The following is a 16,728-nucleotide window of genomic DNA, read 5'->3' as shown; positions in this document are numbered from 1 at the left end:
CTTCAAAGAGCAATCAGGAGAACCCTAATGATCCGCATTGACATTCCCGGGGACAGCCCCCTTGAACTTGAACACCTGGTGCTTGATTTCAACGGCACCCTGGCCCTGGATGGGCAGCTCCTCCCCGGCGTGCTGGAACGACTGCAAACCCTTGCTGGGGATCTTGCCATCCACATTGTCACGGCCGACACCTTTGGCAATGTGGCCAAGATGTTTGCTGCAACCGACCTGGATATCATTGTTCTCGGGCCCCAGGACCAGGACCTGGCCAAAAAGCAGGTGATACACGATCTCGGACCAACCGCATGCGTGGCCGTGGGGAACGGCAGAAACGACGTGTTCATGCTCCAGGAAGCGGCATTGGGTATCGGACTCATCCAGGGAGAAGGTGCCCATGCCGGCATTGTGCGTACAGCCCATGTGATCTGTACCAGCATTCTGGACGGTCTGGACCTTTTGACCCACCCCCTGCGGCTGGCAGCAACCTTGCGACATTAACAAGGAGGAACAGTCTCTCTCCTCCCCGAAGCCATTACCGACAACCCCAACAATCAGGAGATATCAATGGGTAAATATGATGCCATGTGGGAAAAACTGAACATCGACCTGCCCGCCCACGAGGGACTCATGGAGGTGCTGGGCAAATTTTACGGGGACATTTATCTCTCCCAGCAGGGGCGCCTCCAGGGCATGGAATACCTGGATCTGGTCCTTTCGGAAATCCATGGCCTTCGGGTCAAAGAACTTCAGGAAGCCAAACAACTCCAGGGACGCAAGGTCATCGGCACCTTTTGCGTGTTCGTGCCTGAAGAGCTGACCATTGCGGCCAACGCCATCCAGATCGGTCTGTGTTCCGGCGCGGATGCGGGCAAGGAACAGGTGGAAAAGCTCATCCCCAGAAACACCTGTGCCCTGATCAAGTCGTTCATGGGCTTCAAGCTGGCCAGACTGTGCCCCTTCACGGAATCCTGCGACCTCATCGTGGGAGAGACCACCTGCGACGGCAAGAAAAAGGCCTATGAGACCTTCGGGAAGATCGCGCCCATGTATGTCATGGAAGTGCCCCAGCGCAAAAGTGAACAGGACCGGGCTCTCTGGAAGGCAGAAATTCTCCGGTATAAGGAAACCCTGGAAAAGTTGACCGGCAATACCATTACTGCCCAAAGCCTGAAAAAGGCCATTGTCATCGTCAACAACAAAAGAAAGGCCATCCAGCGGTTGAACAAGCTCCGTGTTGCCGATCCTGTTCCCATTTCAGGACGTGACGCATTGCTCATCAACCAGGTGGGTTTTTACGACGACCCGGAACGATTCACCAACCAGGTCAATCTCCTGTGCGATCAGTTGGAAGAAAAAATCGCCCGGGGCGAAGGCGTTGCACCCCAGGGAACCCCCCGACTGCTCATGTCCGGTTGCCCCATGGCCGTGCCCAATTGGAAACTTCCTTACGTCACCGAGAGCTCCGGAGCCGTCATTGTGGGAGAGGAATCCTGCGTGGGAACCCGCAACATCCGGGATCTGGTGGATGAATCAGGCCAGACCCTGGACGAAATGATCGACGCCCTCACTGACCGATACCTGAAAATCGACTGCGCCTGTTTCACCCCCAACAGCGAACGGGTGGACAATATCCTGAACCTGGCCAAAGAGACCAGGGCCGACGGCGTCCTCCAATACACTCTCTTGTTCTGTCAGCCCTATGCCCAGGAAAACTTCCGCGTGGAAAAAAGCCTGCAAGATGCAGAAATCCCCTCCATGGTCATTGAAACCGATTATGGCATGGAAGACGTGGAGCAGCTCAAGACACGCATCGAGGCCTTTGTGGAAATGGTCAAATAAAAAAGGAAACAGTGCGCAGTTGGCAGTGTGCAGATAAAACCACCTGTAATACATCGATATACGTACACATTCACTGACTATATAATCAACAGCTGTAATCAAAACGGAAATTTTTTATCTGCGCACTGCGTACTGTGTCCTGTGCACTTTACTGTTCACTGTGCCCTGTGTACTCTGTCATGGCTGCTTTCCGCTCCCTACAACCACCAACAGTGATACCAACATGACCCTCATAGCAGGAATCGATATAGGCTCCCGATCCATTGAAGCCGTTGTTCTTGATGGCGATACGGTTGTTTTTTCCAAAAAAATGCCCACAACCTTTGATCCCCTGCAACAATGCCGGGAGCTCTTCAAGGAAATCAACGCGCCCCATGTGGTGGCCACGGGCTACGGCCGCAATCTCCTGGCCGAATCAGGTCTGCACCCGGACGTTCAGACCGTTACGGAAATTCAGGCCTATGCCCTGGGGGCCAGGGCGGTACATCCCGAGGCGCGGACCATTCTGGATATCGGCGGCCAGGATACCAAGGCCATCTCTCTGCTGGCCAACGGCAAGACCGCCAAGTTCGAGATGAACGACCGCTGCGCTGCCGGCACGGGCAAATTCCTGGAATTCATGGCCACGGCCCTGCAGATCCCCATTGAGGAATTCGGGGATTTTGCCCTGCAGGCCACCCACTGCCCCACCATCAACAGCATGTGCACGGTCTTTGCTGAAACCGAGGCCGTCTCCCTCATGGCCCGTGGCGAATCCCCGGCCAATATCGCCCTGGGACTGCACCAATCCATTGTCAACCGGACCAAATCCATGCTCACCCGTGTGGGCATCACGCCTTCCCTCGTCTTTGCCGGGGGAGTGGCCAGAAATCCGTGCGTGGTCAAAAACCTCGAAAAAGAGCTGGGGATACAGATCGTCATCCCGGACAATCCGGACATGGTCGGCGCCCGGGGGGCTGCCCAATGGGGGAGGAAACACTTCAATGCATAAACCCAAATCCTTTGACACTCTTGCCACCTACAAATCCCGAAGCCTTCCCCTCATTGACGAGGCCAAAGAGCACGGGACCAAAATAGGCGGTCTTTTTTGTGTATATGCACCCACAGAACTCATGTATGCTGCGGGAGTCATTCCTGTGGGATTGTGCGGCAAGAATCAGGATCCCATCCCTGCAGCCGAACGGAATCTGCCCGCCAACCTCTGTCCGCTGATCAAGTCCAGCTACGGATACGGCATCACCCATTCCTGCCCCTTTTTCGCGGCGTCCGACTTTATCGTGGGTGAGACCACCTGCGACGGCAAAAAAAAGATGTACGAGCTGCTGGCCCGGATCAAGCCCGTACATCTCATGCATCTGCCATATACCCAACACGCTGCATCATCCCTGGATTTCTGGACAGGGGAGCTGCACAGATTCGCAACCTTCCTGGAACAGGAAACCGGCAACAAGATCACCCCCCACAAGCTCCGGCAGGAAATCCAGCTGCACAACCAGGTAAGAAAGCAGCTCTTGCGCATCACGGCCACAGGCAAGGCTCCAGTTCCGCCCCTTTCCGGCCTGGACATGCTCAGCGTCACGGAAACCAAAAGCTTTGTGGTGGACATGCAGGACTATCTGACCCTGCTGACCGCGCTGGCCGATGACCTGGAAGCCCTGGTTGCCTCCCGGCAACCGGATTCAAAGCCCGGGCCGCGCATCCTGTACACGGGCTGTCCCACAGGCAAGGGGTCGGAAAAAGTGCTTAAAATCCTTGAGGAATGTGGCGCTACCGTGGCCGTGCAGGAACATTGCTCCAGCCTCAAGGATTTCAATCTGCTGGTGGACCAAGACGAGCCTGATCTGTACAGGACACTGGCCAAAAGATATCTGGACACCCCGTGTTCCTGCATGACCCCCAACACGGGAAGGCTTGATCTCATCAGTGAACTCATCAATGATTATTCCATTGACGGGGTGGTGGATCTCACCTGGCAATGCTGCCATACCTATAATGTGGAATCCTTTTCCCTGCGGGAGCATGTGGAACAAAAGCACCAGCTCCCCTTTCTGCATATTGAGACAGACTATGCCCAGTCAGATACGGAACAGCTCAGAACCCGGATTGAGGCGTTTCTGGAAATGCTTTGACCACCCCTCTGCATACCGATTGAACAAAACAAAGGCCTGCAAACAAGATATCTTCCTGTTTGCAGGCCCTTGTTTTTAACATGCCTATTGTATCCTGATAAACCCATGGACATGAAGTCCTTTCTTGCCCCGTTCACCCCCTAACGACTTCCTGTTCCAGCATGTCCAAAATGCTTGCAGCCATGCGCCCGTATTCGGGCATGGCACGATCCCGTGGCCTTGCCATCTCCACCTGGATCTCCTTTTTGAAGCGTCCCGGACGAGCGGACATGACCATGATACGATCAGCCAGATAAATGGCTTCGTCCACGCTGTGGGTGACAAAAAGGATGGTCGTCCGTTTATGCTCCCAAATCCGCAACAATTCCTTTTGGAGCAAAATTCTGGTATGCGCATCCAGAGCCCCGAAAGGTTCATCCATGAGCAAAACATCCGGCTCGGTGGCCAGGGCTCGAGCAATGGCCACACGCTGGCGCATACCTCCGGAAAGCTCATAAGGAAAAGCATCGGCAAATCCCTCCATGCCGATAAGACGCAGATATTCCTGCCCGATACTGCGGCGCTCTCCCTCAGATATGCCGCGAAATTCCAACCCCAAAGTGACATTGTCCATGACGGTACGCCATGGGAACAGGGAATATTCCTGAAAGACCATGCCCACATCACGGTGAGGTCTGGTCAGCACTTGTCCCTGAAACGTTGCACTGCCAAAAGAGGCCTGTTCAAGTCCTGCCAAAATCCGCAAAAGCGTTGATTTACCGCATCCCGAAGGCCCCACAATACATAAAAAATCATTGTGAAAGACCTTGAAGTCCACACGATCCAACGCACGAACGGACTCACCGCGTTCGGTAATAAACTCTTTACGCAATCCAGCAACTTCTATCACTGCATCCCTCATCTCAAATCCTTGATCCGGACGCCAGTAAGGGCTCCCATAAGATTTTTTAAATACCTTGTATTCCATGACATTGTTACCATGAAGCACATACATCTACGAACAAATGCCAATACGTCTCTAGTTATCTATTCAAACGCTGCCACTTGAATTTTTTCACTTCAAAATAGCGAAACAAGGCATCCATGATGGCTCCCACCAAACCTATGGCCACCATCCCGGCAATGACGATATCCGTTGAGGCTACAGTATAGGCATGAGTGATGAGATAACCGATTCCTGCAAGAGACCCGGGAAGCATTTCCGCGGAAACCAGACACATCCAGGCAATTCCCAGACCGATACGCATACCGTTGACAATGGCGGGCATGGCTGCGGGCAAAAGCACCTTGAAAAAGATGGTTCGCTCTCCGGCACCAAGCATCCTGGCAGAGTCGATAAAAACTCTGTTCACATTTTTTACACCATGAATGGCACTGGTCAGGATGGGGAAAAAAGCGCCTATAAAAATAATGAACACCATGGAATATTTAAAATTGGACAAATAGATGAACCATTGGCCATCTTCCACACCAAACATATCGGCCAAGCTGGCTACCCCAAACCAGGCCATGACCAGGGGAACCCACGCCAATGGGGGAATGGGACGAAACATGTTCAAAAAATCACTGAAGAGGGTATGGGCTACAGAGGAGTATCCCATGGCAATACCCAAGGGTATGGCTATAACCGCGGCCAGGATATACCCGATCAAAACCCTGAGCAACGACACCAGGACGTTGCTCACCAACGATCCCATGGAAATCAGGTCCTGATGAGGCTGAATCAGCAGATCAAGCACTGCGTCCACCGAAGGCATGATAACCTGATTATCCACCCGGCCGGCAATCCAGGACCATAAGAGGAGAAAAAGTAACGGCGTTGTCAGGGAAAGAGAAAATCTGGAAACGAGTTTATGCATAACAGTCCCACTGTTCTTCATGTTTGAACCCCGGTCTCTGTCAGACCGGGGTTCAGAGAGTGCCTGCTAATGGAGAAACCTGAAATCATAAAGAAGCGGTTTGACCTCATCCAGGGTCTTCCCCTTGAGCCGTCCCTTGAACTTGTCCATGCTGTTCAAAATATCCAGATATACGGCTTCACCATGCATCCAGTTATCTGACGGTTCTGTGGTATAGATGATAGTCGAATTTTCAATGGCCTTGGCGGGAACACCAATCCACTTGGAAACAATTTCGCTCTGTTCGGCTGTATGGGTATTGCTCCACTCACCACACTTGGTCATCAATTCTAGCATTTTTTCAACAACTTCAGGGTGATCATCGATAACACTCTGACGTGCGGCCATGACGCAACAGGGAAAATTGTGCCATTCTCCGGCCGGGGGAAGATCCCGCAGGTCAAGGGCGATATGACCGACGTTCTTGAGCTCGGCGACCTCGGGATGGGGAGCTGGACCGACCCAGGCATCCACCTGATGACCCACTAGCGCAGGGATCAGATTGGATGTGGATTTGAGATCCACCAAAAGGACGTCTGCATCAAAATCCGTGGCATCCTGAGTTACCTTAAGACCAACCTTGTTCAGGGCACCTTCTATAACAATACGCGGAGCACTTGTTGGTGAATGATAGCCGATCTTGACGGGCCGCTTGGATGCTTTGATATACGCAAGGACATCATCCCAGCCATTCACGGAGCTCCCCTGGGGAAACACCAAACCCATACCATCTACATGAAGAGGGCATACCATCTTGATATTGCTCCCCTTGTCGATTCCTGACATAATGGCCGTACCGGAAGCCAAAGCCATATCCATCCGGTTCATAGCAAAGAGGGTCGTTGTTTCAGAACCACTCTTGGCTACAATGATATTCAATGTAGCCAATTGTGTATCTCCGTCCATCAGTGCATATTTCATCTTTTCCACAACAGGTTTGAGATAAACCCCAAAATTCTTAAAAGCCTCTCCCTTGGCCATAGCCACCACCAAGGGGGTATGATGGGTGGTAAAAATATACCCCATATTATAAATCGGAGTTTTTTTACTGGCTACGGCCGCTGAATGCATCGACACAACAAGGCCGAAAACAAAGCAAACAATGAAACTCAAACTTTTGAGGCTTCCTTCACGCATAAATTTCTCCCATTTGGTTAAACAACTACACGACATCAAATCTATAAAATATTATAATACAATGACTAACCAGAAATATGTCAAATTGCATATCTAAATATCTTAAAAAGCGATCCATCATGTTTTTCTATCAAACATGAATAAAATGTGATGACAACATGCAAAACCAACACAAAAATCAGGTCATTTGATGCCAGAAAACAAAAGCATGTACTCTACTGTCAATGACCACATCAATTAACTTCAACACCATATTGCTCCATGACAAACAACTTGAGCATAAAAACATCATACCCATAAAAAACTATTTTTATTTTGCGTAAAACTTACTCCAATCACACTTTTTTTTCATTTACAAACCCACAACAGCACAGAGCTGAAGGTTCAAGGAGAATACAACCATGTACTTCCCCCCCCCTCTCTCACGCAGGGATTTTCTCAAAATATCGGCCCTGTCCCTTGTGGGCCTGACCGCGGGATGCGCGGCCAATCCGGTCACAGGGGAATCCCAGTTCATGCTTGTTTCACGAGATCAGGAAATCAGCATCGACAAGCAGCAGTCGCCGTACCAATTTTCCGCTGACTACGGGGCCGTACAGGATCAGGCGCTGAGTCAATACGTAACAGAGGTGGGCATGAGTCTGGCCACCAAAACCCATCGTCCCGACATGCCCTATTCCTTTCGGCCCCTCAACGCCGTCTACGTGAATGCCTACGCCTTTCCTGGCGGCAGCATCGGACTCACCAGGGCCATCATGCTCCAACTGGACAACGAAGCAGAACTGGCCGCCCTGCTGGGCCATGAACTGGGGCACGTCAACGCCAGGCACACGGCCGCACGCATGAGCAAGGGGCAACTGACATCCCTGGTTGTGGGGCTGGGAGCAGCCGTGGCCGGTACGGTAAGTGAAAACATGGGGGATATTGCCGCAGGGCTGGGCAACCTTGGAACAGGAGCATTGCTGGCTCGCTACAGCCGGGAAGACGAACGTCAGGCCGACGATCTGGGCATGCTCTACATGATGCGGGCAGGTTATGATACCGAGGGCATGGTGGGACTCATGGACATGCTCAATGAACAGCACCAGGCAAACCCCAGCGCTCTGGAACTCATGTTCGCCACCCACCCCATGTCCAGCGAGCGGCTGGCAACGGCAAGACAAGCAGCAGCAGGCAAGTACGCCACCTCAAGTGAATACCGGCTCAATCGGGAACGGTATCTGGATAACACCGCATCCCTCAGGCGCATCAAGCCGGCCATCCAGGAAATGCAAAAGGGATCGGACTTCATGGGGAAAAAAGATTATGCTCAGGCCGCCAAGCATTTTGAAGCCGCTCTGAAGCATACGCCCAATGACTATGCCGGACTTCTGCTTTTGGCCAAATGCAGGCTGGTACAGAAAAATTATGCGGAGGCAGCCCGTCGGGCGACCCGGGCCCAGGCCGTATATCCCCAGGAGCCCCAGGCACTCCAGGTGGCCGGCATGGCCCAGCTCGGCACCCGGGAATACGACAAGGCCCTGAAAAACTTCACGGCCTATGACAAACAACTTCCCGGCAATCCGTACACATCTTTTTACAAGGGCCTGGCCCTGGAAAAAATGGGCCACCGCCAGGATGCGGCCAAGCAGTACTACCAATTTCTGCAGTCGGTAAACCAGGGTGAGCAGGCCAAGTATGCCTACACCCGACTCAAGGAATGGGGGTATGTGCAGTAAAATACAACCATCCCATCCTGTCTAACGACAACTTCTCGGCCAAAAGTCTGGGTCAATTTCAACAGAGGATTCTGACCTCTTTACATGGCCACGACAACCCGGTCTTTTCACCGTCATATCCAACGGAGAAGAGACCGGTTTTTTATGCAATGTATCTTGTCTAAATACGTTGTACTCATACCGGACAGTGAACACATGCACCCACTACAAAATAAATCAAAAAATATCTGTTTCTTTCATATTCTTGTTCATACATACAATATAATTGTTAGACATAAATACATCATAATACTATATAACGATTCAAAATTCATTTTCAATCACAATACATGCCATGACCAAATTGACCATAACATCAAGGATTGTGGCAGGAGCTGAGCATCAAGTTACGTTCTTCTAAAATATCAAGTGGATAAATCAATTTTGACATCTTTATGGAAAACCTTTGGGAAAAAACCAAATTTTTCTTGCAAAAATTAACAATTCTTTATATCGGCTCAAATTATTTATACTTATTAATGGACCTTAATCAGTGTGAAAGTACACATCAGGACTAAGACCGTGCAGGTTGCCTGCAATTTTCCATGAACAGTTGGCCTTTATGTATGTCAAAACGGTAGGATAAAAAGGAGGAAAAGATGGGAGAGTGGAGACGTTGGCTGATGGTTTTCATAATTTCTGGAGCATTGGGCTGGCCCGGGGTCTCACTGGGGGACTCCATTATAGGGCTCGATATCAGCGGGAATTCCACATACACGGTTTACAAAGATATACAGGTGACAAACACTAACACTAACACTACGCCCACCACAATTGGAATATATAGTAAAGATTCTCTCGAAAAATTGGATAAATTGGATATCCAGGGTGCAACCGTCAAGGCAACGGGAATAACGGATAATATTTATGGTGTATCTATTGAAAACGATGTCGAATCCTTCTCCAACTCAGGAACCATCTCTGCTACCGCAAACGTTGGGGACGCAGCAGGGGACAACTCTGAAGCAGATATAAATGACATTTATGGGGTATATTTTGATGAAGAAGTCGCATCTTTCATAAACTCAGGAACCATCTCAGCTACCGCAAACATTGGGGACGCTTCTGGGGATGGTGCAAAGACACATGCAAAGTACATTTATGGTGTGAATGCTTATTCAGGACATATCGAGTCATTCACCAACTCCAACAACATTATCACCAATGTTGAAATAGGAAGCGCAACAGGAGATGATACAAACGCCACTATAGAGTATATTGGCGGCGTTTCAGGAAAAATTGATCAGATTCATAACTCTGGAAACATTTATGTTACTGCAACTGCAGGCGATAGTGTTGGAGAAAATGCTTCCGTCGATCTCCTTGGTATAACAGGAATCGTTACTTATGATGGCGATAACCGAACAATCACAAATGACGGCAATATCTCGATTCAGGTCAAAGCAGGCAAAGGCTCTACCACCAGAGGGGTGATCGGCATCTTGGATAGTCGCAGCCAAGACACCATAATCAACAACACCGGAACCATTTTTGTTGATGCCCCCTATGGAAATGGAATTGCAGCCATTGCTCTCTATAATGCCACAAATGCCATCATCTCAAGCCCCGGTAAAATATATACCACAAACGGCGGCAGGGCTCTTTATGTTCTTAATGAATCTTCAGTAAAATTTTCAAACGCTTTTTCCGTGCCTCTTTACGGGAATCCTGAAGGCGCAGACTACAAAAGCCCCATATATGTTTCCCAAGGTTCCACTCTTGATCTCAATAATGCGGCATTACGCGTTGCCATTACCCCTGGCGAGAGCATAGTATTTGACACCCCGTATCGCATCATTGAAGAGAAGGAAGAGGATTTGGTCATACCATCTGACTGGGTGTCTTCAGGAGCCCAAGAGGAAAAGGGTATTGGCGATATCATTTCACAGTTCGGCAAGTTGGAAAAAGGGTTCACCAACCCCGATATCACGGTTTCCTGGTCCGGCAAGGATAAAGGAAAAAATGCCACAGTATCCTTTGGATATGAACCAAAGGAAAGTACTGCTGCCCTGAGCCTTAGGGCAGCACACCAGGCGGTTGGACAGGGAATCACCATGATCCAGAACCGCATCATTTCCCAAGTGCTGGCGTCCAACCTGAACTCCGAAGAAGAAGCAACCTTGCTGGCCGATTCCGGCACCATTGCAACCGATGCAGGCTTTACTTCTGTGCGACCTGACCAAAAAAGCAATAATACACTGTTCCTCCGCCCCTACCTGACAACGGTGAATCATCCTTCGGACGGCGGTATGGGATATGACGGCACCACCACTGGTCTGGTTCTGGGCTATGACTGGAATTTCAATCCGGATTTCACCCTGGGAGTTCACGGCGGCATCGCCCAAAGCAATGTCGACTTCAAGGGAACCGGGTACAGTGACAATTCCGACGACCAGAATATTTATTCTCTGGGAGCCCACGGTTCATACAATTACGAAGCCTGGCATGTAGATGTCACCTCGACCCTGTACACGGTCCGCCATGAATACGACGGACTCACCGGAGCCAACCTGGAAATACCCGAAGAAGACGACTATACCAGTTACGGCGCTGAAACCCAGATCATGGCCGGCTATCTCTTCACCTTCGGCAATCTGGCTGTGATGCCCGAACTAGGGCTTGGCCACTCCTGGGCACAATGTGACAGCCACACCTCTGATGCCGACAACTCCGACTGGAACACCCACTACGGCTCCTACGATGATCACGTTTTCAGGTCCATCCTGGGGGTCAACCTCATGGGCACCTGGGAAATGGGCGGTGCGCGCGTAACCCCGTCCCTAGGCCTTCGCTGGGAACAGGCCCTCACGGACAACGACATCGAGGTCAGCCAGTCCCTGCCCAATACCGGAAGCGTCAAGGTCAGCGACAACGTCTCGGATTCATCCTACATCGCCGACGCCTCCCTCACCTTTGCCAAGGACAATGTCAGCATGGAACTGGGATGCACCACCCAGTACAACGACGACTTCACGGCCAACGGGGCGTGGATCAATTTCAAATGGGGATTCTGATCCCTTCCATCTGAACTACTACATCTGAACACACATACCCAATCGGCCCTTTCTCCGTAACATATAACGGAGAAAGGGCCGATTTGATTCGCGGTCAGAATACCTGGTTGTCCTGATGTTCATTGATTGATGCAAAACAGGCCGCACTGTTTTTTCTCCGGAGAGAACAGGCAAGGAGTGACCTTCCGTAATTTCGTGCAGTCAAGATGATTATGCCGAAGGGTTTGTTCGTACAGGCAAAACTGTCCTCAAGGTCTTTGAACGGAGCCAGGAGAAGGGCGATGTTGCCTTGGCTTCAGAAAGCGTCCCCCATGCTCCTGCGTTCTGCTTGGCATTACCCGTTTGAAACGGCAAGGCACCTCAAATACTTCTTCTTGTGCATTGAACCCAATCCATCAGGATACGCAATTATTTGAAAAAAAACATATTTATCCGAAAACGATAAAAAGATATTTAAGCTTCATTAAATTATTTTCTAGACGGCACGTGTCTCATATGATAAAAATAGAACAATTTTTTAACAAGTTAGGATATCTTCGTCCTTTGTGGCCCTGTCTCTTACGAAAACAATACCTTTCATTCATCAAACATGGCAGTTCCTGCCCCATATTGCATGGCGGTTAACATTTCAAAAGGAGAAAAACCATGAAAAAAGATCAAACACCGGACCAAAAACCAGAAGCAGCTCCTCATACCGAAAAAACAGTACACAATGAACAATCCGCACGCACTTTGCCTGCCCCAGAGACAGTCAATGCCATCATCAGAAACAGGGTGCACAGCTCTCTGGCCATCGCCCTTGTTCCTGTCCCTGCTTTCGACATGGCCGCACTGGCAGCCTTGCAATTGGAAATGATCTACAAACTCGCCAAGGCCTATGACATTCCCTTCCAGGCCCAGTGGGGCAAACAGATCACCATTGCCCTGGTCGGCGGCATCCTGCCCAGTCTGCTCACCCCAAAACTTTCCGATCTGGCGCGCTACATCCCCATTATAGGCCCCGGTCTGGGGCTGGCGACCCTTCCCCTGGCCAATGCGGCAGCAACCTATGCGGTGGGCAAAAGCTTTGCCGATCATTTTGCCACGGGCCAAGGGCTGGACAAAGCCAGCATGAACAAGATCAGCGACTCCATCAAAGCTGGTTACGAAACCAGTAAAAAGACCGTCAGCGGATGGATCGGAAAAGGCAAGGCGCCCACGGAAACAACCGTCGAAACTCCAGCTTCCTAAATAGCTCGTCGTATGAGGCCACAGGATAATCACCTCTCCTCGTGGCCTTTTTTTGTCATGCAAGGAGATATGACAAGCAGAGATATCAACATGTACAAAAACCTCATAATCAACCTTGGCATGTTGTTTTTGCTCGTCATTCCTTGCGTCTGTCATGGTGATTCCACCTACGCGGCCACTGCGCAAGCTGAAGATCTGCTCTTACTCATCCAGAACAATCATTTTACGTCCACAGGCATCAGCAGCAATGTGGGGCTGAACCTGGGAAACAACGATCCTCCCACTATCTCCGGCATGGGGGTTGACCAGGACGGAACATTCCGTATCGGCAGTCAATCCAAGATGTTCGTTGGCAGCGCCATCCTGCTCATGGTTGATAAAGGGTACTTCAGCCTGACCGACACCCTGGGCGATCTGCAAAAGAAATATGACGTGGATCTGGGCGTCTCGGAACTGCCCGACGGGGCAGAATCCATCACCGTGGAACAATTGCTAAACATGAGTTCGCAGGTCCCCAACTACATGGGTAGCACACGTTCCGGATCCACCTCCACCCTTTGGGACGAATGGATCGCAGCCGATTATGGATCTCTGTCCCCTGAAGTCACTCACACCGAACTGGCCGCACTGGGTTTGTCCAACTATCCGGAGGTAGCCAGCTCTCCCTGGGAAGGCACCTATTCCAACACCAATGCAGTGATTCTCTCCCTTATCGGCGAGGCTGCCTATGCAGCCAAAACCAACACCAACGCAACCATTGCCGATATCCTTAACGAACTGGTCTTTACCCCTGCCGAAATGAACGCTACCTACCTGGCCATGGACTCAAACGCCACAGATATCATCGGTTCGGAAGCCGGGAAAGAGATCACGGAAATGGACCCAACCATCCCCTGGGCCTCAGGGGCCGTGGTTTCCACAGTTGAAGACCAGCTCAAATGGATACAGATACTGCAGACCAACACCCTTTCCAACGGCACATCATTCCTCCCGGAGGAACTGTTCGCGGCCCGCACCGATCTGGCCAATAGCACGCTCATCAGCATGGGCGGCATCCCCTTATGGTACGGCTATAATGTTTTCACACTGGACTTCACCGGCAGCGGCGTCCCCCTGTCCCTGATCGGTCACGGGGGCAGCATCGCGGGATACAGTTCTTTTTCCGCCTGGTATCAGCAACTGAACTTGGGATTGGTGGTCAACGTGCCCAGCCTGACTACCATTGATAAAAACGGCGTCTATACCATCACGCCGTGCGAAATCCTGCTCATGGATCTCATCCGAGGCATGGAACGTTTGTACCGATCTGACGGAAGTCTCAACGCTAACCTGTCCGGTGTATCTGCAGGTACCTACGGCGGGTATACATCCTTTGACTCCATTATCACCAATGCGACCAACAGCACCTCGTTTCTGGTGGAAGCCAGCGGACGGACCACCTCCTATCTGGATCTGACTCTCATAGATGTAATCGGCAATCCCATCGTCACGACCATTGACCCCACCCTCACCTATTACACCAACAGCACTGGCACGGCCGCAGTGGTCCTGACCAGTGGTGTCAACGGCACCGTGGCCGACAATGCCCGCGCTGAAGCCTATGGCCCGGAAACATCTGTCTTCTCCATCCAATCCGGAGCAAGCCTTGATCTGTATGGCGAGGTAGGCGCGTACGGCGACGCGGCTTCAGCCATTGTGGTTCAAAACCAGGCTAGCCTGAACACGGCAGAAGACTCCCTGGCGTATATGCAGGGGGGAAACGGCAGTGCCATTTCCGTGGAATCCGGAGCAGACACGGTCACCATTGGTGGGACTGCTGCGGTTTTGGGACCGTCTGCAGCACTTCGCGTGGACAACAGCACGGTCACGGTTACCGATACAGGCAAGCTTGCCGCTGTAACCACTTCCCGTTCAATGAATGCAACCTTTCACACCGTCAGCGAAGATACCCATGCGGTCTATGGCGCTGTTCTGGAAAATAACGCCGTCCTTGATCTCTACGGAACAACGCAGGCCACTGCCGTGTATGCCTGGGACGGGGAAACCATCACACAAGGCGAGTACATTTCCGATGCCTCGGACATGCCCGGTGTCCTTGCCGTCGGCGTCAGCATGCAGAATTCCACAGCCAACATATACGGACTGGTCAGCAGCACGGGTTATGGCGTAGAGATGCGCGACGGTTCTTCCAACACGCTCAACATTAATGGCGGCGCTGTTGCAGGCACACTCTATTCAATCAAGGGTGGCAGCGGCGACGATACGGTTCTCCTGTCCAATGGAGGGTTGCTCGACGGCAATATTGACCTGGGAGGGGGAAACAACAGTCTAACGGTCTCTGACGGTTATCTCATCCTGGATCTGGACGAAGGCGCAGGCATTGCCAATGCCGATACCTTGGAGTTCTCCTCAACAATATGGATCGACCCGGGCCTGTCCGGTGTGTTGGGGGATGCCAACTACACCCTTGCTTCCGGCGTGACCACATATGCGGGGTCCGCAGTCATCCTCAACGACATGAATCCCATCACCTTCAGTCTGTCCCATGACGGCACGGATGTGCGGTTGTACAGCAGCCGTGATTGGACCTATTATGCCGACAATATAAGCAATAATGACCTGGGATCGACCCTGGACACCATGGCGGCAGCAGCGGTGCAGAATACTCTGTCTCCCACCGGCACATCCCTGATTGCAGCTTTGGACAGATCAGATACCCCGGCTGGGGCTGCAGCCCAACTGCAGCCGCATACCACCAACGGTCTGGCCCTGGCCCTGGTGCGTCAGACTCCTGACGTGCACCGCGCCCTCCAACACCAGTACCACATCCCCACCCGGGAGGAGCGGGGCTGGTTCGCTTTTGGCAGACTCCACGGTCATTTCGGCCACCAGAATGGCAACGGCGAAGCAGCTGACGGCTATGACATCTACGGGAACGGCATGGCCCTGGGCGGAGGGAGAAACTTCAGTCCCCATCTGCAGTTTGGTCTCTTCCTGGACTACGGCACGGAGACACAGGATTTTTCTTCCACCGGCGACATGGACGACACCATCCTGCGCATGGGTCCCTTCATGCGTTGGTCCTCCGGGACAACAACATGGAGTACGGCCATATCCGTGGCTACCCATGACGTGTCCTCCACCCGCAACGTGCCTTGGCTGAACGAAAGCAATGATGCGGACTTCAACATGCGCGATGCCATGGTCTCCACATCGCTTGCGCACAGTTTCCATGTGGGGAATCTCGAACTCGAACCCCTGGTTGAAGGCGTATTCATGATTCTGGACAGCGATTCCTACAAAGAGGACGGCGGCATCAGTGCGTTGAGCGTGGACAGCCAGCAAAGCAAGTATCTGGCTTCAACAGCCGGACTCCAGCTGAGCCGAACGTTTCACCTTGGTACTGCCACACTCACTCCCAGGCTGGGCATGGCCTGGTGGCATCAATGGCTGAACAGACCCGACATAAACGCTGCTTTTCGCAGCGATCCAGCCTACTCCTTCAGCACCACAGGGGCCAAAACCGATCAGGACCTGTTACGCCTCAACGCAGACCTGGATCTGGAAATAAACTCCGGCTTGCACTTCAAGGTAAAATACTCCCGTTACAATGGAGCCTCCATGTATGACAATAATGTCCTTGCGCTGTCGTTTGACTTTGCATTCTGATGCTTCTTTCCTGCCATAAACAGGGAAAGAGCCTGAGGCACATTCATCCCATCCA

Annotated in this window: 11 protein-coding genes; 8 read left to right on the top strand and 3 right to left on the bottom strand. The window is 51.6% G+C overall.

The features are described 5' to 3' along the window. The first annotated feature begins 27 nt into the window (after positions 1 to 27). From DPF_RS06820 to DPF_RS06805, 4 genes are all read left to right on the top strand, one after another. On the top strand, positions 28 to 498 hold the full coding sequence (locus tag DPF_RS06820; RefSeq protein WP_069858327.1) for an HAD family hydrolase: 471 nt from the start codon (positions 28 to 30) through the stop codon (positions 496 to 498). Between the two features lie 66 nt (positions 499 to 564). After that, entirely contained in the window at positions 565 to 1,839 is a 1,275-nt protein-coding gene (locus DPF_RS06815) for a double-cubane-cluster-containing anaerobic reductase (RefSeq protein ID WP_069858325.1), read from the top strand. Between the two features lie 223 nt (positions 1,840 to 2,062). Beyond that, complete coding sequence (locus DPF_RS06810; RefSeq protein WP_069858324.1) at positions 2,063 to 2,830, top strand: acyl-CoA dehydratase activase; 768 nt, start codon at positions 2,063 to 2,065, stop codon at positions 2,828 to 2,830. Beyond that, complete coding sequence (locus DPF_RS06805; protein WP_069858321.1) at positions 2,823 to 3,968, top strand: double-cubane-cluster-containing anaerobic reductase; 1,146 nt, start codon at positions 2,823 to 2,825, stop codon at positions 3,966 to 3,968. The genes DPF_RS06810 and DPF_RS06805 overlap by 8 nt, the downstream gene beginning before the upstream one ends. Positions 3,969 to 4,101: 133 nt before the next feature. On the opposite strand, the gene DPF_RS06800 is transcribed toward DPF_RS06805, so the two are convergent. The 3 genes from DPF_RS06800 to DPF_RS06790 form a co-directional block, all read right to left on the bottom strand. Then, a complete protein-coding gene (locus DPF_RS06800) occupies positions 4,102 to 4,869 on the bottom strand; it encodes an ABC transporter ATP-binding protein (RefSeq protein WP_069858318.1) in 768 nt (255 codons plus the stop codon). Positions 4,870 to 4,990: 121 nt separating this feature from the next. Continuing rightward, on the bottom strand, positions 4,991 to 5,827 hold the full coding sequence (locus tag DPF_RS06795) for an ABC transporter permease (protein ID WP_069858316.1): 837 nt from the start codon (positions 5,825 to 5,827) through the stop codon (positions 4,991 to 4,993). A gap of 66 nt (positions 5,828 to 5,893) precedes the next feature. After that, complete coding sequence (locus tag DPF_RS06790) at positions 5,894 to 6,892, bottom strand: ABC transporter substrate-binding protein (protein WP_231702145.1); 999 nt, start codon at positions 6,890 to 6,892, stop codon at positions 5,894 to 5,896. A gap of 512 nt (positions 6,893 to 7,404) precedes the next feature. On the opposite strand from DPF_RS06790, the gene DPF_RS06785 reads away from it, so the two are divergent. From DPF_RS06785 to DPF_RS06765, 4 genes are all read left to right on the top strand, one after another. Continuing rightward, a complete protein-coding gene (locus tag DPF_RS06785) occupies positions 7,405 to 8,721 on the top strand; it encodes a M48 family metalloprotease (RefSeq protein WP_069858311.1) in 1,317 nt (438 codons plus the stop codon). A gap of 638 nt (positions 8,722 to 9,359) precedes the next feature. Then, positions 9,360 to 11,774 (top strand): autotransporter family protein, encoded by a 2,415-nt coding sequence (locus DPF_RS06780; protein ID WP_083254528.1) that lies wholly within the window; start codon positions 9,360 to 9,362, stop codon positions 11,772 to 11,774. A gap of 645 nt (positions 11,775 to 12,419) precedes the next feature. After that, positions 12,420 to 13,004 (top strand): YcjF family protein, encoded by a 585-nt coding sequence (locus tag DPF_RS06770; RefSeq protein WP_069858305.1) that lies wholly within the window; start codon positions 12,420 to 12,422, stop codon positions 13,002 to 13,004. A gap of 90 nt (positions 13,005 to 13,094) precedes the next feature. After that, positions 13,095 to 16,673 (top strand): autotransporter domain-containing protein, encoded by a 3,579-nt coding sequence (locus DPF_RS06765; protein ID WP_218069964.1) that lies wholly within the window; start codon positions 13,095 to 13,097, stop codon positions 16,671 to 16,673. Positions 16,674 to 16,728: the final 55 nt, after the last annotated feature.

The organism is Desulfoplanes formicivorans (assembly GCF_001748225.1).
GTDB classification, from domain to species: domain Bacteria; phylum Desulfobacterota; class Desulfovibrionia; order Desulfovibrionales; family Desulfomicrobiaceae; genus Desulfoplanes; species Desulfoplanes formicivorans.
Note: the sequence above shows the minus strand (reverse complement) of the source record. Positions and strands in the feature narration are given on the sequence as shown.

Coding starts and splice junctions, on each gene's coding strand:
- DPF_RS06820 (WP_069858327.1), top strand. CDS start 28: ATGATCCGCATTGACATTCCCGGGGACAGCCCCCTTGAACTTGAACAC.
- DPF_RS06815 (WP_069858325.1), top strand. CDS start 565: ATGGGTAAATATGATGCCATGTGGGAAAAACTGAACATCGACCTGCCC.
- DPF_RS06810 (WP_069858324.1), top strand. CDS start 2,063: ATGACCCTCATAGCAGGAATCGATATAGGCTCCCGATCCATTGAAGCC.
- DPF_RS06805 (WP_069858321.1), top strand. CDS start 2,823: ATGCATAAACCCAAATCCTTTGACACTCTTGCCACCTACAAATCCCGA.
- DPF_RS06800 (WP_069858318.1), bottom strand. CDS start 4,869: ATGAGGGATGCAGTGATAGAAGTTGCTGGATTGCGTAAAGAGTTTATT.
- DPF_RS06795 (WP_069858316.1), bottom strand. CDS start 5,827: ATGCATAAACTCGTTTCCAGATTTTCTCTTTCCCTGACAACGCCGTTA.
- DPF_RS06790 (WP_231702145.1), bottom strand. CDS start 6,892: ATGGGGTATATTTTTACCACCCATCATACCCCCTTGGTGGTGGCTATG.
- DPF_RS06785 (WP_069858311.1), top strand. CDS start 7,405: ATGTACTTCCCCCCCCCTCTCTCACGCAGGGATTTTCTCAAAATATCG.
- DPF_RS06780 (WP_083254528.1), top strand. CDS start 9,360: ATGGGAGAGTGGAGACGTTGGCTGATGGTTTTCATAATTTCTGGAGCA.
- DPF_RS06770 (WP_069858305.1), top strand. CDS start 12,420: ATGAAAAAAGATCAAACACCGGACCAAAAACCAGAAGCAGCTCCTCAT.
- DPF_RS06765 (WP_218069964.1), top strand. CDS start 13,095: ATGTACAAAAACCTCATAATCAACCTTGGCATGTTGTTTTTGCTCGTC.